20 protein-coding genes are annotated in these 21,247 nt (G+C 41.9%); 12 read left to right on the forward strand and 8 right to left on the reverse strand.

Translation table 11 applies throughout. From position 1 onward, the window contains the following. The first annotated feature begins 351 nt into the window (after positions 1 to 351). Positions 352 to 1,323, forward strand: a complete 972-nt coding sequence (gene trxB / locus MCUP_RS07095) for a thioredoxin-disulfide reductase (protein ID WP_048057766.1) — start codon at positions 352 to 354, stop codon at positions 1,321 to 1,323. Continuing rightward, positions 1,323 to 2,111, forward strand: a complete 789-nt coding sequence (locus MCUP_RS07100) for an inositol monophosphatase family protein (RefSeq protein WP_048057582.1) — start codon at positions 1,323 to 1,325, stop codon at positions 2,109 to 2,111. The genes trxB and MCUP_RS07100 overlap by 1 nt, the downstream gene beginning before the upstream one ends. Here MCUP_RS07100 and MCUP_RS07105 read toward each other — a convergent pair. Next, a complete protein-coding gene (locus MCUP_RS07105; protein WP_048057583.1) occupies positions 2,035 to 3,852 on the reverse strand; it encodes an AAA family ATPase in 1,818 nt (605 codons plus the stop codon). The two genes, MCUP_RS07100 and MCUP_RS07105, sit on opposite strands and share 77 nt — an antisense overlap. Before the next feature lie 61 nt (positions 3,853 to 3,913). Then, complete coding sequence (locus tag MCUP_RS07110; RefSeq protein ID WP_013738114.1) at positions 3,914 to 5,464, reverse strand: phytoene desaturase family protein; 1,551 nt, start codon at positions 5,462 to 5,464, stop codon at positions 3,914 to 3,916. Positions 5,465 to 5,611: 147 nt separating this feature from the next. On the opposite strand from MCUP_RS07110, the gene MCUP_RS07115 reads away from it, so the two are divergent. Next, a complete protein-coding gene (locus tag MCUP_RS07115; protein ID WP_013738115.1) occupies positions 5,612 to 6,697 on the forward strand; it encodes an alkaline phosphatase family protein in 1,086 nt (361 codons plus the stop codon). Next, complete coding sequence (locus tag MCUP_RS07120; RefSeq protein ID WP_013738116.1) at positions 6,690 to 7,229, forward strand: phosphoribosyltransferase; 540 nt, start codon at positions 6,690 to 6,692, stop codon at positions 7,227 to 7,229. Before MCUP_RS07115 ends, MCUP_RS07120 begins: the two co-directional genes overlap by 8 nt. On the opposite strand, the gene MCUP_RS07125 is transcribed toward MCUP_RS07120, so the two are convergent. Further along, positions 7,226 to 8,887: an acyl-CoA mutase large subunit family protein gene (locus tag MCUP_RS07125; RefSeq protein WP_013738117.1), complete on the reverse strand. Its 1,662-nt coding sequence runs from the start codon at positions 8,885 to 8,887 to the stop codon at positions 7,226 to 7,228. The genes MCUP_RS07120 and MCUP_RS07125 overlap by 4 nt on opposite strands. A gap of 88 nt (positions 8,888 to 8,975) precedes the next feature. Here MCUP_RS07125 and mce point away from each other — a divergent pair, with 88 nt between their 5' ends. Together mce and hsp20 are read left to right on the forward strand one after the other, a co-directional pair. Beyond that, positions 8,976 to 9,398, forward strand: coding sequence for a methylmalonyl-CoA epimerase (mce, locus tag MCUP_RS07130; protein ID WP_013738118.1), 423 nt, complete (start codon positions 8,976 to 8,978; stop codon positions 9,396 to 9,398). A 64-nt stretch (positions 9,399 to 9,462) separates the two neighbouring features. Further along, complete coding sequence (hsp20, locus tag MCUP_RS07135) at positions 9,463 to 9,975, forward strand: archaeal heat shock protein Hsp20 (protein WP_013738119.1); 513 nt, start codon at positions 9,463 to 9,465, stop codon at positions 9,973 to 9,975. Here the strand turns inward: hsp20 and MCUP_RS07140 are convergent. Further along, positions 9,947 to 10,453, reverse strand: a complete 507-nt coding sequence (locus tag MCUP_RS07140; RefSeq protein ID WP_013738120.1) for a ZPR1 zinc finger domain-containing protein — start codon at positions 10,451 to 10,453, stop codon at positions 9,947 to 9,949. The two genes, hsp20 and MCUP_RS07140, sit on opposite strands and share 29 nt — an antisense overlap. Before the next feature lie 60 nt (positions 10,454 to 10,513). Here MCUP_RS07140 and MCUP_RS07145 point away from each other — a divergent pair, with 60 nt between their 5' ends. Then, complete coding sequence (locus MCUP_RS07145) at positions 10,514 to 12,076, forward strand: GTPBP1 family GTP-binding protein (RefSeq protein WP_013738121.1); 1,563 nt, start codon at positions 10,514 to 10,516, stop codon at positions 12,074 to 12,076. A 54-nt stretch (positions 12,077 to 12,130) separates the two neighbouring features. On the opposite strand, the gene MCUP_RS07150 is transcribed toward MCUP_RS07145, so the two are convergent. Further along, on the reverse strand, positions 12,131 to 12,472 hold the full coding sequence (locus MCUP_RS07150) for an SRPBCC domain-containing protein (protein WP_013738122.1): 342 nt from the start codon (positions 12,470 to 12,472) through the stop codon (positions 12,131 to 12,133). Then, a complete protein-coding gene (locus MCUP_RS07155) occupies positions 12,469 to 12,894 on the reverse strand; it encodes an SRPBCC family protein (protein WP_013738123.1) in 426 nt (141 codons plus the stop codon). The genes MCUP_RS07150 and MCUP_RS07155 overlap by 4 nt, the downstream gene beginning before the upstream one ends. A 100-nt stretch (positions 12,895 to 12,994) precedes the next feature. Between MCUP_RS07155 and MCUP_RS07160 the strand changes: the two genes are divergently transcribed. The 5 genes from MCUP_RS07160 to MCUP_RS07180 all read left to right on the forward strand — a co-directional run bounded on the left by MCUP_RS07160 (position 12,995) and on the right by MCUP_RS07180 (position 17,371). Continuing rightward, positions 12,995 to 13,684 (forward strand): MoaD family protein, encoded by a 690-nt coding sequence (locus MCUP_RS07160; protein ID WP_013738124.1) that lies wholly within the window; start codon positions 12,995 to 12,997, stop codon positions 13,682 to 13,684. Then, a complete protein-coding gene (thiD, locus tag MCUP_RS07165; RefSeq protein WP_013738125.1) occupies positions 13,681 to 15,018 on the forward strand; it encodes a bifunctional hydroxymethylpyrimidine kinase/phosphomethylpyrimidine kinase in 1,338 nt (445 codons plus the stop codon). Before MCUP_RS07160 ends, thiD begins: the two co-directional genes overlap by 4 nt. Beyond that, positions 15,015 to 15,548, forward strand: coding sequence for an HD domain-containing protein (locus tag MCUP_RS07170; protein WP_013738126.1), 534 nt, complete (start codon positions 15,015 to 15,017; stop codon positions 15,546 to 15,548). The genes thiD and MCUP_RS07170 overlap by 4 nt, the downstream gene beginning before the upstream one ends. A gap of 33 nt (positions 15,549 to 15,581) precedes the next feature. After that, entirely contained in the window at positions 15,582 to 16,097 is a 516-nt protein-coding gene (gene ppa, locus MCUP_RS07175; protein ID WP_013738127.1) for an inorganic diphosphatase, read from the forward strand. Between the two features lie 89 nt (positions 16,098 to 16,186). After that, positions 16,187 to 17,371 (forward strand): glycosyltransferase family 2 protein, encoded by a 1,185-nt coding sequence (locus MCUP_RS07180; RefSeq protein WP_237697980.1) that lies wholly within the window; start codon positions 16,187 to 16,189, stop codon positions 17,369 to 17,371. Here MCUP_RS07180 and MCUP_RS07185 read toward each other — a convergent pair. Both MCUP_RS07185 and MCUP_RS07190 read right to left on the reverse strand, forming a co-directional pair. Continuing rightward, positions 17,361 to 19,079 (reverse strand): type II/IV secretion system ATPase subunit, encoded by a 1,719-nt coding sequence (locus MCUP_RS07185; protein ID WP_013738129.1) that lies wholly within the window; start codon positions 19,077 to 19,079, stop codon positions 17,361 to 17,363. The genes MCUP_RS07180 and MCUP_RS07185 overlap by 11 nt on opposite strands. 117 nt (positions 19,080 to 19,196) lie before the next feature. Beyond that, a complete protein-coding gene (locus tag MCUP_RS07190; RefSeq protein WP_013738130.1) occupies positions 19,197 to 21,044 on the reverse strand; it encodes a type II secretion system F family protein in 1,848 nt (615 codons plus the stop codon). Positions 21,045 to 21,247: the final 203 nt, after the last annotated feature.

Genomic DNA, 21,247 nt, shown 5'->3' on the forward strand with positions numbered 1-21,247 from the left:
TATTTGGACATGAGAACTCAGGAGGGTATTGAACGTCTCTGCGGAATAACACTTACGTTATGAAGCGCAGATTCCCATTGAAGGAGCTCTATGACGTCTTCTATTAACTTAATGAATGAAAAGGGCGATGAGGCTCTATAACGTGAGTTTGTGTCATGCCTGGTAAAACCTTTCTTAGGCTGGGTTTATAATATGCGCGAGAACTTCCCAGCGCTGTTTAACCTATATTTACGATACTTCATGACACCGAGTTGGCATCCAAAAACTTATCTTTTTATAAGAAAAAGTTTAAACACGAATAGAGACAACATTTAATATTTTGAAAATAATGGAGATTTTATGAGTCTCAATTTGAATCTCATTCCACGGTTAGATAACATAGATCCAAATGAAAAGTTCGATACCATAATCATTGGTCTCGGTCCTGCAGCCTATAGCGCTGCACTCTACGCAGCTAGATACATGCTTAAAACGTTGGTTATAGGAGAGACGCCTGGCGGTCAATTGACTGAAGCGGGAGAAGTTGATGACTATCTAGGATTGATCGGTATCCAAGCAATGGATATGATAAAAACGTTCAACTCTCATGTAGAAAAATACAAGGTACCTATGTTGATGGATAGAGTGGAGTCCTTTAAACAGGAAGGAGACAGTTACGTAGTAAAGACTAAAAGGAAAGGTCAGTTCAGGGCCTCTACGATAATAGTTGCAGTTGGAACGAAGAGGAGGAAACTCAACGTCCCTGGAGAGAATGAGTTTCTAGGGAGAGGGGTCTCATACTGCTCAGTTTGTGATGCGCCCCTATTTAAGAATAGACCTGTGGTGGTAGTAGGAGGCGGTAACTCGGCCTTAGACGGAGCGGAACTGTTAAGTAGGTACGCAACGAAGGTCTACCTAGTTCACAGGAGAGAGGAGTTCAGGGCACAGCCAATTATAGTGAAACTGGTCAAAGAGAAGTCAAATGTTGAAATGCTTCTTAACTCGGTAGTGAAGGAAATAAGGGGAGATAAGTTGGTAAGAAAAGTTTTAATCGAGAACTTAAAAACTGGAGAAGTGAAGGAGCTCGACGTTAATGGTATCTTCGTGGAGATAGGTTTTGAACCTCCTAAGGAATTCGCAAAACTTAACGGACTGGAAGTTGATGAGCAAGGCTACATTAAGGTAGACGAGTGGACCAGGACCAACCTGCCAGGAGTCTTTGCTGCAGGAGACTGTACAAACACTTGGATAGGCTTTAGGCAGGTAGCCACGTCAACAGCCATGGGTGCAGTTGCAGCCCATAGTGCTTACAACTTTATAAACGAAAAGAAAGGTAAGACCTAATGCGAGATAGCTTAGAAAAGATTGCTGTAGAGGCTACCAAATATTTAAGGGAAATGAGCGGGGAGGAGGGATTAGATAGGGTAATTGGAACACACGATAACGATACTACAAAGGTGGTAGATAAGTTAGCTGAGGATTTCATCCTTGAGAAATTAAACGAAACTGGATATTCTGTAGCCTACGTGACTGAAGAGAGCGGTACCATAGAGAAGAAAGGCGCTGAGTTCGTGGCTGTCATAGATCCTCTTGATGGTAGCACTAATTATCTAAACGGAATAACCTGGGCATCCGTCTCAATAGCTCTATTCTCTCGTTCAGGGGCTCCTGTAGCCGGCGTAATTGGAGAGATATTCTCTGGGAAGACTTACTCATACGACTCCTCTGGGACGTATGTGAACGGATTGAGGATAGAGCAGTTTCCCTTACCTAAGCAGAGAATAGTCCTCCCATACTTCGATAAGACTGGGCTCAACCAAACCTCTTTAATACTTTCTTGGATTGAAGGGAGCTATAAGACTAGGAATCTAGGAGCCGCGTCATTAGATATGATTCTAGTTTGTACAGGGAGAGCTTATCTATTCGTAGATCTTAGAAATAAGCTGAGGAACGTTGACATAGCCTCGTCCTTGAGCTTCTGTGAGAGGCTAGGGATACACCCGTTTAATTTAGATGGAGAAAGAATAACTATAGATTTGCAAAGGGTTTCAGTTATTAAGAACGTTCTGGTGACTCCAGACTCTTCTCTTTCTCAGAAGATCTTGAAAATGTGGAAGGCTTTATCTTCTTGAGCGCCTGTTCCAAGTCCTCTTTGCTTAGTTTCCTATCTTGTCTTCCTTTTATCATGTCCTTTAGCACTATTATCTTAGCTTCTCTAGCTAAGGCTGCCAAGTCGGCCCCAGTGTAGTTCTCTGTCAACACAGCTATTCGTTTACAATCAACTTGTTCGCAGTTCTCCTCTCCTAGGTATTTCTTGAGTATGTCTAACCTCTCCTCTAGGTTAGGGAGTCCCATCTTGACTACTATATCAAATCTACCGGGTCTAAGCAGTGCAGGATCTATAACTTTTATTCTGTTAGTCGTGCCTACTACCACTACCTCCTTCAAGTTCCTTATTCCATCCATCTCAGTTAACAACTGATTAACTATCTTAGACGACTCGGAATTGCCCCTTTGACTCCTTCTTGAGGCTATTGCGTCCAACTCATCAAGTAATATGATTGAGGGTCTGTTCTCTCTCGCCCTATTAAATACCTCCTTTATGCTTGCGACTGCGCCCTCATACCCTTTGTACATTATCTCGGCAACACTCACTGAGATTAGCTTAACGTCAAGGGTTTTAGCTAGCGCTTTCGCCATCATAGTCTTACCAACTCCCGGAGGGCCGTAGAGAAGTAGTCCTCTTATAGGTGGAACCTTCATTTGTTCCATAAGTTTAGCGTACTTAAGTTGAAGCTCTAGTAGCTCCTTAAGTTCCTGTTTAACCTTAGTGTATCCACCTATATCGTCAAGGGTTATTTTCTCCTCTCCTTCTCTTACATCTTCAGATTTCCTAGATCTCCTTTCATAGTCTAGTCTAAACTTTTCGAATTCTTCAAGCATTTGAAGCGTTATACTAGGTTTATATCTCTGAATTATTTCAGTAAAGTCTTGCATGGTTATTTTCCTGTCCTTTTTACTCTCTAACGCTTCCACCGCCACCTTCCTAGCTGCCTCTTGGCATATATTGGCTAGATCAGCTCCACTGTATCTTTCAGTCATCTCTGCTATCTTGTTTAGATCAACATCTTGCGCTAGTGGTTTACCTCCGCAGTGAACCTTAAGGATCTCTACTCTAGCCTGTTTACTAGGGGGACCTATAAATATTAACTTATCGAATCTTCCAGCTCTAAGTAACGCCTTGTCCAAGGTTTGAGGCACGTTAGTGGAGCCGACAATTATGACCCCTTCATCGCTATGAAGCCCGTCTATCTCAGAAAGCATTAGGGAAAGTAACCTTGGAGTTACCGAGTCTCCGCTGTGTGTCTCCCTTCTAACTCCTATCGTGTCTATTTCATCAAAGAAAAGTATACAAGGAGCGTTTTTCCTTGCGTTAGCAAAGAGCTCCTTCAATCTGGCTTCGCTCTCACCGTACCATTTGCTCATTATATCGCTCACATTCACGTAAATGAAGTTTAACTTAGCTTCTCCAGCTAAGGCCCTCATCATGAGGGTTTTACCACATCCTGGTGGACCGAATAATAGAACCCCCTTCGGAGGTCTCAACCCGTAAGTTTTGGCCAGATCTTTATTCTTTAATGGAAATTCTATGTACTCCCTAATCTCCTTCTTTACGTCATCGTACCCTCCGATTTCATCCCAGGAAGCTTTCTTCTCTTCCTCTTCCTTCTTTTTATTGGTTCTTAACTGAACCTGGGCTGCCTTATCACTTGTTGTGAAATTGGTAGTAAATCTTTTAAATAATCCCATAAGTATGTAGACTATTACCGCTAGGGCTATAAAAAGGATTACCATTGTCTCAGTGTAGTTCATTAAGTGATATTCTTGTTCCCTCGTATATAAGTTACAGTAAAAATAATTGGTATAATTTTATTCATCTAAGGACTCCGCTTTCCATGTCAGAAATGACTTTTTTTGCAGAGTTATAGCCTGGAGCTCCTGTAACACCACCACCTGGATGAGTGCCCGATCCACAAAGATAAAGTCCTTTTATGGGTGTATTGTAATTGTAACCTGGGAGGGGTCTAAATAAGTACAACTGATCCGGTGTCATATCTAGATGAAAAATGTTTCCCTCAATTATTCCGAACCTTCTCTCAATGTCTAAAGGAGTCAAGACTTCGTATTTAACAGGCTTAAAGTTAGGTGCGTACTCTCTAATTTTTTCTATTGAGAGTTGATATATTAGGTCTTTCATCTCATCTAACTTTGGATTATAAGGTAAGTATTGACCAAATATGGAGAAAGCGAACTTACCTGGTGGGGCCGCTGTAGGATCTACGGAAGATTGTATGTTGATAGATAGCCACGGCTCTTTAGAGTAACCAAAGACCTTGGAATCGGTAAACGCTTTCTCCACGTAATCCACAGACGGTAGTATTAACTCTGAGGCCATATGTTCTGGGCTTAGAGACTTTCCACCACCGAAATCCGGAAGTTCGTCAAGGTAACCCACGATCTTGAACGAAACTCCCCTACTTTTTAATGACCTCACTTTGCTAATTATTTTTTCGTCAATCTCAGCTTCTCTCAGTAGTTTCAGATAAGTAGTTTTAGGATCAGCGTTAGATAGTACTACTTTAGATCTTATGGTTTTACCGTCAGTGAGAGTTAAGCCTTCCACTTTGTCTCCTTTAACTAATATCTTATCCACCTCAGTCCCAGTGTAAATCTCTACTCCTAAGGTCTCAGCAGCCCTTCTAAGAGCTTGAGTCACTCCTCCCATCCCTCCCTTTACATAACCCCACGCTCCCTTAATTCCGTTAACTTCTCCAAGTACGTGATGAGCCAATACGTAGGCCGTACCTGGCATTGAGGGAGACGCCATAGTACCCACCACCGCATCTTCAACGAGCGCAGCCTTCAGTTCTTCCGACTCAAAGAACTCATTAAGAAGAGACGAAGCGTCCTGAACTAAAGTTCTGAGTGAGTAAAGTAAGTCCTCCTTATTATCTGAGAGTTTCATAAGCTGGACCAATTCTCCGATGTCCTCAAGTGAGACAGGTGGGTTGAGCATCAACAAGTCGGCCATATCATAAAAGGGCTCCCAGAACTTTAGCCATCTACGATAAGCCTGAGCGTCTCTCTTAGAGAACTTCTCTATCTCTTTCAGGGTCCTATTCACGTCGTTCCAAACGTATAACGCCTTCCTATTTTCAAAAGGTACGAACAAGCCTGGATCTTTAGTAATGACTTCTAGTCCGAAACGTTCCAAATTAAGGTCCTTTATGATCTTAGGCCGCAGGAGGCTAAGTACGTAAGCTCCAGTTGATACTTTTACACCTGGCCACAGCTCTTCCGTTACTGAGGCCCCTCCAACTATTTCCCTCCTTTCAAATACGGCAACCTTTAGTCCTTTCATAGCAAGGTAGGCTGCAGCCACGAGACCATTGTGACCACCTCCTATCACCGTCACGTCATACATTGTTTCACTTCCGTTTTGACAACCAGTTTAGAACAGAGAGGGCTACAGCGATTGATATCAAGGCTATAGCTAAATAGGACATGTAAACCATGACTTCAGCTATTGACATATAATCATATTATTATACGTGATTTTTAACACTATCCTATGTCACTAATATTCCCTGACTACGGAAAGAACCTGTACTCTTTAGGTTGCGGGTTAGCTAAGTGGCTTGATCTTCAGGTGCAATGCAGGAGTCACATTGAAATTGCAGGAAATAAACTAGTCCTTCTCTTACTGGACGGGTTCGGATGGAACATAATGGAGAGATCACTAGGTGAGGTTAAGGAAGCAAACAAGATTCATGGGGTATTCCCTTCTACCACCTCTACTACCTTAGCTACGATATTCACTGCTAAGACGCCGGCCGAGCATGGAGTTCTAGGTTACAATACGTTCGTGAAGAGCTTAGGTGGTATAATAAATACCCTAAGGTATACTCATCCTACTTCAAACGAAAGGGACTCATTAGCCAGGGGCTTTCCGTTTGAGAAGGCTTTTCCAAACGCCATCGGATATTTATCTCAAGTAAAGGATGGAACGGCTTCAGTGATACCAGCAGGGATAGAGAACACGGAGTACACTAAGGCTATACACGGTCACGTTCAAGAGACTAGAACTTTCCTCAACGTCTGGGACGCTTACGAGTCCACGAAACAGTTAATGGAAAAGGGAACTAAGTTCATCTACGTTTACATACCTGACGTAGATTCTTTAGCTCACAAATACGGTCCATATGCTGAACCCGTTATCTTAGCGGCAAGGGAGATATTTATGAGATTCTTCTCATTATTTAAAGAAAGGAAGGACTACGTAGGGCTGATAACTGCAGACCATGGACTCATCGGTACATCAAACATAGTGGAGATCGAAAAGGAACCGGAGCTCATGTCAATGCTTGATGTACCTCCTTATGGGGATTCAAGAGCTTTGTTCCTCAAATCTAGATTCGACCTTAAGGTTTATCTGGAGAACAAGTTCAACATGAGGGTTTTCAAGAGAGATGAGGCGATACCTCTTTTAGGCGGTGTGGAAAACCCTAATTTGCCCGACTTCATAGGCGTACCCTTAGATTACACCTCTTACATTTTTAGCTTCAGAGAGAGCTCGACGTACGCAAGACTTAAAGGTCATCACGGAGGTCTCCTCAAGGAAGAAATCGAAGTTCCGTTGGTGACAGTGAATGGTTGAATTTTACAATCCAACATGGGACGACATCGAGGAACAGATATTCAGAATAGCTAAAGAAATGGCTAAGGATAACTTCTTGCCAGATGCCATAGTGGCCATTCTTACAGGAGGGGTAATACCAGCTAAACTTTTCGCTGATATACTTAATATGAAAAACATAAAGTATATAGATATAAAATTCTATAGAGACGTGGGGAAAACTGAGAGTAAACCAGTGATAAAGGCGGTTTACGTTAACGATCTAGATAACAAGAAGGTGCTCGTCGTAGATGACGTTTCAGATACGGGAGAGACCCTTGAAGCGGTAACTAACGTAGTGTCCATGTTCTCACCTAAAGTAATTAGGACGGCAACACTTTACGTCAAGCCATGGTCGAGGAAGATACCCGACTATTACGGGGATAAGGTGGGCAAGTGGATTATCTTTCCATGGGACAAATGGGACGTGGTCAGAACTAACCCTGACGCTCCCGTAGCTAAGAAAGAAAAGTATTTTGAGCTTCACAATATATTCTCGAGAATGAGAGGTTAGAATATAATAGGTTCTTTGTATTCTCCCCAGATCTCTCTCAGCGTTCCGCTAATTTCGCCTACAGTACAACCTTTCTTTATGGCATCCAAAACGTATGGGAATAGATTAGTCGATGGACTTTCAGCAGCCCTCCTTAAAGAGTTGATAGAGTCCCTTACTTTCATCTCGTCTCTCTCAGATCTGTAATTCTTTAACCTACTTATCACTCTCTCCCTTACCTCTGGTCTAACCCTGAAGACCTCAGTTGTACCTATCCAATCGGGTTCGTATGACATGTTAACCCCAACCCTTATCATATCGCCCTCCTCTACTTTCTTCTGAAGTCTATACGAGCTCTCAGCGATCTCCGCTTGAGGGAACCCTTTCTCTACAGCCTTCATCATACCTCCCATACCTTCCACCCTTTCTATGATCTTCCATGCTCTCTCCTCTATCTCATCGGTTAACCACTCCACATAGTATGATCCCGCTAAAGGATCAACGGTCTCTGTAGATCCGCTTTCATACGCTACTATCTGTTGAACCCTTATCGCTATCTTCGCGGCCTTCTCGCTGGGCAGAGCTACGGCTTCGTCATAGGAGTTAACGTGAAGGCTTTGAGTGCCTCCAAGGGCTGCGGCGAGAGCCTGGATAGTTGTCCTTATAATGTTGATTTCAGGTTGTTGGGCAGTCAGCTCAGCTCCTCCGGTTTGTGTGTGAAACTTCAACGTCATAGAGTCAGCTTTCTTAGCGTTAAACATATCTCTCATTATTTTGGCCCACATCCTCCTGGCTGCCCTGAACTTGGCTACTTCCTCAAACAGGTTAGTGTAACCTGCAAAGAAGAAGGAAAGGGTAGGTGCGAAATCGTCTACAGGGATACCTCTTTCCAAAGTTTTCCTCACATATTCTATCCCATCCGCTAAAGTGAAAGCTACCTCAAGCACTGCGTCAGCTCCAGCTTCCCTTATGTGATATCCACTTATACTTATTGGATGCCATTTCGGTATGTTTTTGTAAGAGTATTCAATGATGTCAATTGCGTATCTCATTGATTGTTCTGGTGGGTAAATGTAATTCTTCCTTGCGATATACTCCTTTAGAATGTCGTTCTGTACCGTCCCATCTATCTCAGTTAGGGAGACTCCCCTACTTTCAGCTACCGCAGCGTACATGGAGAGCAACTCCATTGCGGTTGCGTTTATGGTCATTGACGTTGACACCTTGTTTAGAGGTATGCCATTGGTAACCAGGTCCATCTCTCTCCAATGGAACATAGATACTCCTACTACTCCCACTTCTGTGTAAGCTAAGTCATTATCAGGATCTAAACCTAATTGGGTGGGCAAATCGAAAGCGGTACTTAGCCCTGTTTGTCCAGCTTCCAACAGTTTCTTGAACCTATTGTTCGTATCCTCAGCTGAACCGAAACCTGCGTACTGTCTGATTGTCCATATTCTCCCCCTGTACATATTTGGGTATATTCCTCGTGTGAACGGATACTCTCCTGGAAACCCTACCTTTTCCTCATAATCGCCCTTCAAGTCTAATGGTGTGTAAAGAGATTTTACCTCTATTCCAGAAGGGGTCGTAAACTTAACCTTCCTCTCTTTTCTTTTGGCCAACCAGGGGTTTAGGTACTTCTTCTCCCACTCGTTAACCCTTTCTTGTGTAACCATCCAGGAATACCCTGTTATAATTTGCTTATACAATATATAACCTTTGCCTTTTGCTTAAACTTATATAGTAAAAATCATCATAGATCATATGGATACTCTAGATATAGATCACGTGGGAGTGGCTGTGGAGAACATAGATGAAGCGATTAAGTTATACACAGGGAAGATGGGGATGAAACTAGTTCACAGAGAAGATCTGCCTGATAGGGGCATAAAGGTAGCCTTCCTAACGGGTAAGGAGGGGCAAACGGCAGTTGAGCTAATGGAACCTATGAACCATGAGGACCAGAACAATACGGTAGCGAAGTTCCTCAAGACTAGAGGACAGGGAATGCATCATCTAGCAGTAAAGGTTAAGGACATTAATGAGTCTTTGAAAGACCTTGAGAGTAAAGGATTAGCCCTCATAGATAAAACTGGCAGAAAGGGAGCTAGAGGTCATCTTGTAGCGTTCGTTCACCCGAAAAGTGTAATGGGCTTACTTTTGGAGCTAGTTCAGGAGGCACATTAAAGAAGTTTATACTTTGAGCGAAAATTTTATATTTTCTCAATCAAATATATAAACGGGATCAACGATGCCCACCAAGAAATCAAAAGATATATTTAGTTACTTCGACGATCTCGTAAGGCAAATTGAGGAAGAGTTCGAACAAATGGAGAGGGAGTTCTTCAAGGCGGCAGAGAAGGGAGGAACTACAGGATACAAGCCTTACGTTTACGGCTTTAAGGTAACTATGGGACCTGATGGGAAACCAGTGGTTGAAGAGTTCGGGAACGTAAAGAGGATAGGTAACAAACCTCTGTTAACTGAGGAAAGGGAACCACTAGTGGACGTCATTGAAAAGAACGACGAGATTAGGGTAGTAGTTGAGGTACCTGGAGTGGACAAGAACGATATAAAGGTTAAGATTAATGGCGATATCTTGGTAATATCAGCTAACTCTCAAGATAAAAAATATTACAAAGAGGTCGAACTTCCGGCTGCAGTAGACGAGAATTCAGCTAAGGCCAACTACAAGAACGGAGTTTTAGAGGTAGTTATGAAGAAGAAGGTAGTGACTACTGGGAAGGATATAAAGGTCGAGTAACATTAACTTTATCATTTTTTATGAAACTTGTCCCTGAAGGGTCCTTCAAGATCAAAGTGAAGGTTATTTTCCCATCCATAGCGTCTTTGATTTTATTACACTTATTCCCCTTGCAAAAATATCCTACGTTATCGACTAATATCTCTAGTAGTCCCCTGACCGTAGTCACTGTCCCTTGATAGGACGAACCTGGTAGGATCTCCACTCCCAGTTCTGGTATATTGACAGTACAAAAAGCTGATCTATAAACTATAGAGGACAGATCATCATCATTTTCCACAGAAAGAGAAAGTTCTATGGGCGTTTTCGTTTCATAGGGCTTAACGTCCCTGTAAGTGAAATGACATGTAGTACACGACCAGTATGACAGAAGTAGTTTGTCTGTAGAGGTTTCATAAACGTAATCCTTAGCTTGAAGCGTCTCATTCCCACATACAGGACACTTGAACACCTGATCCATTATGAGTTGTGGCTCCATACTCTTCAACCAAAGCTTATTTGGTATTATAACAAATTAAATATAGAGAGTACCTAAGGTATGAGATTTCCACGAGAAAATGATTTGGGAAAGATAGAATATAAACTTATTCTCACAGACCTCAGTGAACAGAGGCTCCAGGAGTTAGCTACACAAATGAAGTTCAGGTTAGAGGAAGGAGGAGGAGAGGCGCTATACGTCGTCGGGGTAAGTGATGAAGGAGAAGCGATAGGTTTACCACTAAAGGAACTTGAGTCAACCATCAGAACAGTAGAAAAGATAGCCTCGATGATAAGCGCTAAAATTTCCCACAAGAGGATAGTGAAGGTAAGGGAAGAACTTTACGTTGGGGAGCTTTTGGTAAGATTGCATAAAGAGAAGATCCCTATACAAATAAACGTAGCTGTCATGGGGCACGTTAATGCAGGTAAGAGCACTTTGACCGGTACCTTGATCCTAGGAAAGTTGGACGATGGAAACGGATCGCTGAGAAGTGCGGTAGCTAGATATCTACATGAAGTGATCAGCGGAAGGACCTCTTCCATAACCATGAGATTACTTGGGTTTGACTATTCAGGGAATCCAGTAAACCCGCTTTGTCGAGATCCTACTGACGAAGCTGAAATAACTTTAAAGAGCGCTAAAACCATAAGGCTCATTGATTTAGGAGGACACGAGAGGTACCTCAGAACCACATTAAAGGGATTGATGGGTTACGAAGTCGATTACGTCATGTTAGTCGTAGGAGCCGACGACGGTCTAAGCATTATGGGTAGGGAGCATCTAGCTGTCTCCACAGTTCTTAAGTTCCCCATCTTCATTGTTATCACCAAAATAGATAAATTCCCTGAATCGAGAACCGTTGAGATCATCAATCAAATAAAGGAGATGCTGAAGATACCTGGAATTAACAGATTGGCATTAGAGGTAGAAGATGAGGGTGACGTGCTGAACGGAATAATAGGGATGAAGACAAAGAGGGTAGTTCCAGTGTTTAAGATATCCAACGTTACTGGTCAAGGACTCGACTTGTTGATAAGGTTTCTAAACCTTCTCCCTCCTAGAAGGACGGTTCCTTCACCAGACCCACTCGTTTACATTGACGAGACGTACAATGTGCCTGGAGTAGGACCCGTTGTTTTAGGATCTGTAATAAGGGGAAAGGTATCAGCTAACGATATCCTTTTGATTGGTCCAAATGAATATAACGAATTCAGGGAGGTAAGGGTAAAAAGCATTCAGTTAAATAAAATATTTGTAGACTCTGTGACTCAAGGATCGATAGCCACTTTCGCTCTTCAAGGGATCGATAGAGACAGCTTAAGGAAGGGCATGGTTCTAATTAGAAATAAGGCTAAAGCCGTAAGGAGTTTTTGGTCCAGAGTGATACTGTTACATCATCCCACTACAATTAGGGAAGGTTACGTAGCAACCATGCATTTACATACTATAAGACAGGCAGTCAAGTTCTCTGAGATAGCTAAGGGCATACTAAGGACTGGAGACACTTCTGAAGTTCACTTAACGTTTATGTTCAGGTCGGAGTATGTAGAGCCGGGTCAGATATTCGTCTTTAGGGAAGGTAGGACAAGAGGACTGGGGATAATAACTAGGACCGATTGATTTTAGACAGCGCACATGAGATTATGCTTCTAGAGACCTCTTCCGCTTGTTTCGCTATCGTGCTGGCGAAGCTTTTGCGAGCGAACCGTCAGTTAAGTACTCGGCTTCCCAATTAAGTTCAGCCTCAGTTATGTGCAACCTGGTCTTTATCACGATCGTAAGTCCAGGTCCTTCTACCTTGAGTAAGTTAGAGACCTCATTTTCTCTAACTTCATATTCCTCGACTTGTCCGGACAGTTCGGCCCTAAGAGGTCCTATCTTAGCTTCGATTGTGAATCTTTTCCCCTCTATTTTCTTTATACCTGGGATACACTCCAAGAGATTCCTTTCGTTTGAAAAGAAATCTATAGCTACCTTCCTGTTCTTAATTTTCTCCTCTCCTTTTAATGTGGTCACTTCTTCTCCACCTTAGCCTTTATACATTCAAAGAGGTCAGATATTATCTTGTTAACTGCAGGATCCATTAGTCTAGCCCCTACCGAGGCTAACACTCCAGCTACCTTAACGTCCGCATCATAGGCAAGCTTTCCATCATCAACTATCACCTTTGCTGTTATATCGACGTTACTGTTCAACCCGCTTCCTTTCGCATTTATAACCATGCTCTCGAAAGGCTTTACCTCACTGAAAGTAACCGTTGCCTTGTATTCGCCTTTAATAAATCCTATACCGGCAGTGCCTGTCACCTTATAGGTATCCCCTTCTTTTGAGAAACTTTTGACGCCTGGGAAACACGATGACACAGACTCAGGGTTGCTCAATATGCTCCAGATCATCGCCTTATCAACGTTTAACTTGATTTCACCTTGATATTTCATAAACTACCTTTTTGGTTCCTCACAAAAAAATCTATAGCAAGTATCAAATCTCTTTCTAGCTTACTTAAAAATTGTGACAGAATATACATAGTTGAGATCGATGAGGTTAAAGTTAAGGTACTTCGCCCTAGTTAAGGACTTAACTGGAAAAGAGATCGAAGAAGTTTACACTAATTGCTTCACATTGGATTGCCTCATTAATGAATTGAAAGAAAGGTACGGTCAGCGATTTAAGGCTCTCCTTGAAGGCCAAGTGACTGGAGTTAAGGTTTTCGTTCTAGTGAACGGGAAAATGGACGTGAAAGAATTGAAGGAAGGTGACGAAGTGGCGATATTGCCCCCTCCTGCAGGAGGAGAATTGAGAAAAGGCAAGCTTGATATCCTAGAAGAGATCAAAAACTTCAGGAGCTTGGCTCCGCTAGAAGCCGGATCTATGGTAGTGTACGTGGGTTTCGTCAAGGGGATGGTAGACGGTCATAAAGTGAACGACTTGATATACGAGTCATATGAATCTTACACTCAACAGAGATTGCTCGAGATTGAAGAAGAGATAAAAAGGAGGTATCGTGACGTAATAGGCATTAAGATAATCCACGCTATTGATAAAATGAAACCCGGGGATGACGTAATCTTAATAATGGTTTTGGGTAGAGGAAGGAAGGACGCTATTGATGCGGTTAAGGATACTATAGAGCTTGTGAAACACACTACAGGGATATGGAAACTAGAGGTTAGAGATGACGGTGAGTATTGGGTGGTTGCTGGGAACACAAGGGTGAAGAGAACTTGAAGAAGCTCAATGCACTGTCTATTGGAGGATTTGATACTGGGGCTGGGGCCGGAGTAGAGAGCGATATAAAGGCGTTTGAGTCCGTTGGCGTCCACGGTTTAGGAGTCGTCACCGCGATTACTGCACAGAATACCTTAGGAATAAAGGGGACTTTGCTAATTGAGCCTGATTTTTTGAAAAAGCAGATAGAGACGATATTTACAGATTTTCAGGTCTCAGCGGTAAAGACTGGCATGATAGTTAGTTCTGGACAGATGAAGGTTATTTCAGAGTTAATTGATCGTCTGACCGTTGTGGATCCTGTGATTGTGGCCAAGGACGGAACCAGGCTCATAGAGGATCTAGACTCTTTTAAGAAGATGATACTGCCTAAGACATACGTACTAACCCCAAACGCAGTTGAGGCCGAAGCGTTAGCGGGGTTTAAGGTCGTTTCAATAGAAGATCAAATTAGAGCGGCAAAATCTATTCACGATCTCTTCTCGATACCATACGTCATAGTGAAAGGGGGTCACATTCAATCTGACGAAGTAGTTGACGTTTTGTATAACGGAAAGGAGACCATGTTAGTGAGATCTCACAGGCTTGAGAACAGGAACACTCACGGTACGGGAAGCGTCTTCGCTTCAATGCTTGCCGGTATGTTAGCTAAGGGAATAAAGGTCGAGGAAGCCTTACCGGCAGTGAAGAGCAGAATGGAAGAGAGCATCAAGTTTGGGTTAGAAATAGGGAAAGGGATAGGTCCTGTGGAACCTCTTGTCTCCCTTGAGAGAGACTCCATGAGGTTTAAGGTCCTTCGTGATATGGAAACGTTTGCTGATTTCGTAGAGAGTCAAGACCACTTTCACGTCTTAATACCTGAAGTTCAGTCAAACCTGGCTCACTCAATCTCTCCAGAATATGTGGAAGGTCTTGAGGACATAGCCACATTTAAAGGCAGGATCATCAGAGAATGGGGAGGGAGAGTTAGAGTTGGTATGCCTCCCTCTTTCGGCTACCCCACACACACCGCTAGACTTCTCCTTTCGATAGTACTTAAGGAGCGAAAGGGGGACACGCTGATCAACATTCGCTACGACCAAAAGTTGGTCAGAGCCTTTAAGAATATAGGCTATGAGGTTTTAGAAGTTGATCGAGAGAAGGAGCCTAAGGGAGAGGAAGGAAGGACTATGAGCTGGATCGTAGAATACGTTTCTCAGAATCACGGTAAGTTACCGAACGTTATTTTCGATACAGGGATCAAAGGAAAGGAAGCTATGATAAGGTTTTGGACGGAATCAATTGATGAGATGATGCACTCCATTAGTTTGGTCTTGAAGGAGGTTAGAACTTGAAACTGGAAAGGTTAATTGTAGGATGTAAGAACTTAGTAAGAACAGGATGGATGCAAAGGGGAGTCCCTCCGGGTATTGGCGAGACCGTGGCAGGTCACAGCTTCGAAGCTGCTGTAATAGCATATGTCATAGCAACTAAACTTAAGGAGAAAGGATATCAAGTCAATCCAGATCATGCTTCTGTGATAGCCCTGTTTCATGATGTAGGGGAGAGCTTAGTTGGCGATTTACCTAAGTGGGTAACTGAGAGAACGGATAAAAGAGAACTAGAAATTTCAGCGATTGAGGAGTTAGGAGTGGGAAAGGACCTATTTTTGGAGTACGAGAATAGAGAGACGTTGGAAGGAATGGTAGCCAAGTTTTCAGAAGTGTTAGCCACCTATAAGCAGGCTCTTAGATACAAGAAAACAGGTTACGATGTGGATGAGATAATCAACACCTATGAATCTAAACTGAATGAGATGTGGAAAACTGATTGTTTCCTCTCAATTAAGAAGGATATCGAGGGTATAATTCTAGATCGAAAATAATATTTTTTTATAATCTAGCTAGTTATCGAGAACATGAAAATAGGTCCAGGGGAGAAAGCTCCAGACGTAGTTAACGTTTTGATAGAAATTCCAAGCGGGTCAAGCGTAAAATACGAATACAAGGAGAACGAAGAGGTAATTAAAGTTGACAGATTTCTCTACACTTCAATGAGTTACCCGTTTAACTATGGTTTTATTCCAGGTACTTTAAGTGAGGATGGAGATCCACTAGACGTTCTAGTTCTAACGAATCAACCGGTATTCCCAGGGACGGTTATTGAGGCTAGACCTGTAGGAGTTATTCACATGCAGGACGAAGAGGGAATAGATGAGAAAATAGTAGCTGTACCTAAGGAGAAGATAGATCCGTCCTTTTCTAAGATAAAAGATGTAAGCGATATAGACGATGCGATCAAAAACAAGATTGTCCACTTCTTCGAGCACTATAAAGAGTTGGAGCCAGGAAAGTGGGTGAAGATATCTGGATGGGGATCAGCCTCGGAGGCCAAGCAGAAGATAAATAAGGCAATAGAGAGGAAGAAAAGTTAATGCTTTTTATTGATGTGCTAATCCTGACTTTCGCTCTTATTTCATCCTTATGGATTCTACTTCAATCGCTTTACTATACCGAAACGCCTTTGAAATGCGAGGGTCACACAAGTTCTAATAGAAAGGCATCAATTATAGTTGCTATAAAGGACGAACCGCCTAAGGTAATAGAGGAACTAATTGAAAACCTCTCTAATCTTAACTATGAGGATTACGAAGTGATCATAGTGTCAGACGATAGCGAAGAAGCCTTCAACCTTTTACCAAAGGTGTATCCTGCTAACTTCAGATTGATAAGACGGGATAAGCCATTGGGTAGGAAGGCTGGAGCTCTAAACTTCGCCTCAAACATCGCGAAAGGCGATTTCTTAGTTTACCTGGATTCCGAGGCTAGAGTTGACAGAGATTTCTTGAAAGGGGTGTCACATCATCTCTCTAGTTCAGATGCGGTATCACTTAGATTAAAGGTGAGGTCTCCTCTCAACAAACTCCAGAAACTTTATGCAGAAATGACAGAGTTTTCAATGAACTCCCTGTTTCGCGGACGATTTATCAGAAATCTTCCCATTTTCCCCAACGGCTCTGCTTTCGCGATAACAAGGGATGCTCTGAATAGGATAGGAGGATGGAAGGAAAATAAGGTAGCTGAGGACCTGGAAATAGGTATCAGGATGTATCTCAAAGGGCTTAGAGTTAGTTACGCTGACGATGTTTTGGTAACCACACTTGCCCCTTACTCATGGAGAGATTTCTTCGAACAGATGAAAAGATGGGCCTACGGTTCAGGTGAACTTTTCCCATATAGCCTCTCAATGATAAGGAAGGGTATAAGAGGTATAGAAGGTACTCTTTATGCGAACCAATGGGGCATCTATCCTTTACTTCTAGTTGGATTGCTGGTCTTAGGCCTTCTCTCTGGATTATTAAGGTCTTCTCCATTCTATTGGCTTGCATCTTTGTCCACGTTTCTGGTCATAACGTTTGTTTTCTCATTAAGAAGCAAGACAAGAGAGTACGACATGAGGATACCAGCTTTGACAATTTCCGCATTTTCGGTAGGTTATTTCTCAGGACTGATAAGGCTTAAGTTCAAATGGAAAGTGACGCCAAAGATCGTAAACTCCATAAAAGATGTAGATAGTGACTGGATTCCAATAGAGGCGAACGTTCTCTCATTTCTTTTCTTCGTCTCAGGTCTCGTTTCCCTATCGAATCAACCGTTTCAAGCCATAATATTGTTTATAATATCAATTTTATTACTAATTATACCGTAACCTTAATCGATGACATCCTGGAGACTTCCCTCAAGGCCTCCTCAGGTCTTAAACTGTATTTTATAATGAACTTCTTAACCATCCTATAACTCTCTGAGCTCTGAACTATATCCTTTGAAGTCGCCATTAGCTTAAGATATAGGGCCCTTCTTGAAATCTCATCTTTAACTTCCTCAAGAGATCTTCCTGATTCCTCCAGTCTTGTTCTAAGTACCTTAGCGTTCTCAAGATCGACCGTATGTACGTCAACCTTAGGATCCCAGTTTACAACCCTCCTGAAGTCCGACGCTGTAACTATCTCGTCTATAGCAACTACTCTTCTTTTCAATTGAATCTTGTCACCAATCAATACAGGCAAACGCCTAACGTTAATGATTATGTTATTCATCGGTATCCATTCGGATGGGATGTTCAATGGCGGGTTCATTAATCGCTTTACTGCACTTTCTGAATCGTAAGAGTGGAAAGTGGTAGCTCCACCATGTCCTGTTGAAAGTGCTTGGAAGAGGGTGTACGCTTCTGCACCTCTTATCTCCCCTACTACTATTATGTCAGGTCTGTATCTTAATGACAGCTTTAGTAGATCCATTAAACTTATTTCCTTGCCAGAATCGCCGTAAGCTTGCCTTGAGTACAACTGAACCCAATTTTCTTGAGCAAGCCTTATTTCTGGGATGTCTTCTATTGATACTATCTTTAGAGACTCTTTAGCGAGGTTCAATATTGATCCAAGCATTGTAGTTTTCCCCGCACCCGTCACTCCTATGACCATCAATGACATCCTAAGGTCTATCGAATACCATAGATAAGCAGCAGTTTCAGCGCTGATTACTCCGCTGTTCATCAAGTCAAGAATTGTTATGGGTCTTTCGCTAAATCTCCTAATAACGAATGAAGATCCCCTAGCGCTCACCTCATGTCTAAAGGTTGCAGCTATTCTATCTCCCTTCGGTAATATACCGTCAGCTATAGGATTGGCGATCGACACGGTCTTGCCAGATAAAGATATCAATCTTAGAACCAGTTGGTCTAAAAGATCAGAACCTCTTATCGTCTTGTTTAAGACCGTCATCTCTGAGCTCAAAACTAGATTAGTTGGCACATAATCGTATTCCCTATGATAAACATAGATAGGTAACCCGATTCCACTGCAAGAAATGTCCTCAACTTTGCTGTCAGCTAAAAGCGGGGTTAAGATGTTATACCCGAACATGTTCCTCAGGAGATAATATAGAGCCACCTTTCCCTTAGTGCTTAGCTTGAACACTCCTCCTACTTGTCCCTGAATTAGATTCATAGATGGCATTTTAGAGTTTGCGTCTAACAGGATCTTAGCTACGTCTATAGATTCTTCCTTACTTAACAAGGATCTTTCTATTTCTCTAATTAAAAAGATATAGATATTAAATATGTTTTCGTCTATTGGAGGTTCAACTAGGACGTATCTAAATATTCCTTTATCCTGGTCGAAGACAATGAAAGTGTGAGGGTTAGCCACGGATAATTCCATGTTGTGAGATGCAAAAGATGACTTCACATTAGATGGCAAAAGATTAGACATATCAATTTCATATTCTGACATTATTTCAGGAAGTTCTTCGTAAGGTACAGTTATTGGATAAAGGCTAATAGGGAGGTCATCAATATTCAATTCATTGTTCTTAGATGTACCTCTCTTTGGCAAGGAGATTTGAAAGTTTAACTTCATGCTAAATATTGTTATAATTAGCTATTATATAAACTTCTCTTTTTCAATTAAGGGTAAATAGAGAGTTTCAAGTACAATTAGTTAAAGGATGAAGATTAAGAATACTTGGTGACTCTCTCATCCGCTTGGCGCTACAGATGGACCGAACGTAAAGTGAACATGAATGATGATTATCATTAGTATTGCAGTGATAACCACCATAATTGCTGAGTGAATAAATCCTGAGGCAACTTTTCCATGTCCTAGCTTTCCAACTAGTAAGCCAGCAACGAATGCGTTTATCATACTGGTTATTGTAGTTATGAAAACCGCCTCTGGTAACAGTACCTTAGCTTCACCAAGAGCTCCAGATGAGAAAGCGAAGGAATTACTGGTTATTAATCCTAGGATTGCGGCGGACAGAAAGTTTACAGCTATGATTGAAATTATCACTCCTATATAGGGTGTATAAAGTAAGATCTTGACCTTACTTTCATATTGTCTTTTTATCTTTATTTGAGTTTCCACCTGCTCAGCCAGGCTTTCAATAGTTTCAGGTGTAAGGCTACCAATATCTATCATGTCAGCTATGGATACTAACGAAATCCTTGAAGTAAAATCAAGGATCTCTTCCACTCCTTTTATGAAAGCGTCTCTCAAAGGATAGCCAAGCGAGATGTATCCACTTATTTTTTTCAAAATATTAGATAGTTTACCCATTTCAGGACTGTTCTTTATGTTTTCTATAATCGTTTCTGGAGACAAGCCCGCCCTTATTCCTTCTGAAATAGCCCTCAGTAAACTAACTACATATGGGTCATAACCTGTGCCTTTTTTCAACTCTCTTGATGTTATGATAGCTGGGGGTACTGACGCTATCAAAAAGGCTATCATCATTATTAGTGAAATCGCCGTAACGTCGTTAGTGTTACCCGAGAGCGTGAGGAAGGGAATGAGCTCCTTCGTCAAGCCTAACAAAACAAACATAGTAATAAGGCCTACCCCTAGGGAGACATAAAACACTCTATAGGATGAGACCTTCCTTTCCGGGAACCTCATTTGGGATTGCTCTACCATCAAAATGAAAACTCCATCAACCAAGGGAAGAATTAAGACCAGAATTGCCCCGAATACGTTTAAAGGAATGGACCCTCCCACAATCCCAGGGAATAGAGCCTCCAGAAGCAGAATTAGAAAGAACGTGATGTAACCAGAGGCCAACCAAATTACGTAGGTTTCTCCCACTCCTGATAGCTTATCAGCAGCTATGTCGGCAGCTAATTCTAATTGTCTTAAAATGTCCTTAGCTTTTGCCGATACGGTGTCTAGAACGGGTGCTCCGCTCCTCACAGCCGAAACGTAACTTAGGAGAAAGTCATTGAGTATCCTTGAAGGTGACACTTTAATAGCTCTTAGGAGGGCGTCCTCTACGCTCTCTCCAAGGAAATCAATTCTCTTTGATACGTAAAGCGTCAGCTGATTAATATAATTAAAGGCGGTCGTTTTAGATAATCTCTCAAAGAGGATCCTTGGACTAAGGCCAGACTTAAGGAAAATTGTGAAGACGGCCGAGAACGCGGCGCTTTCCGCATCTAAGCCTATTCTTCTATTCTCTATAGTCTGTGAGATATTAACGTTAAGTAAAAGATAGGTCACTGGAGGAATTATTACGGCAAACATTAACAACATAAGTCCTAGCACAGCAAATTTAGCCAATCTGTAAACCAAATACAACTTAACTATAATGTAAATGCCAAAGAAGGCGAGAAGAGCCGAAAACGCTGAGGAGATACTTAAGTAAAAGAAGATCTGCGCTGCAAATATTCTAGGATCGATTGAGAGGCCCGCCATGAGTAGTTTTTTCTCTACGCTTTTAGATATTGACTTTACGATTCCAAGTTCGTAAAAGTTTCCTATTATACCTAACGATTGTCTGTTAGATGGTTTAGTAGCTTGATTTCCTCTTCTCCATCCTTTAAATGCCATTAATAAGTATCTTTACTTATATGTTTAAAAATATTTCCTTTTAATTCATTTTGAGTCACTGTAGGCATATTATCATTGTGTAATAAAAATAAATATACAAATTTCAATATATAATCTGGAGTACGCCCTAATGTCCAGATAACATGAGTTATGAAAAGTGTGTCATAATAAAACAAATATTTCTTTAGAATGCATATACTCAC

Origin of the sequence: Metallosphaera cuprina Ar-4 (genome assembly GCF_000204925.1) — an archaeon.
Taxonomy (GTDB): Archaea; Thermoproteota; Thermoprotei_A; order Sulfolobales; family Sulfolobaceae; genus Metallosphaera; species Metallosphaera cuprina.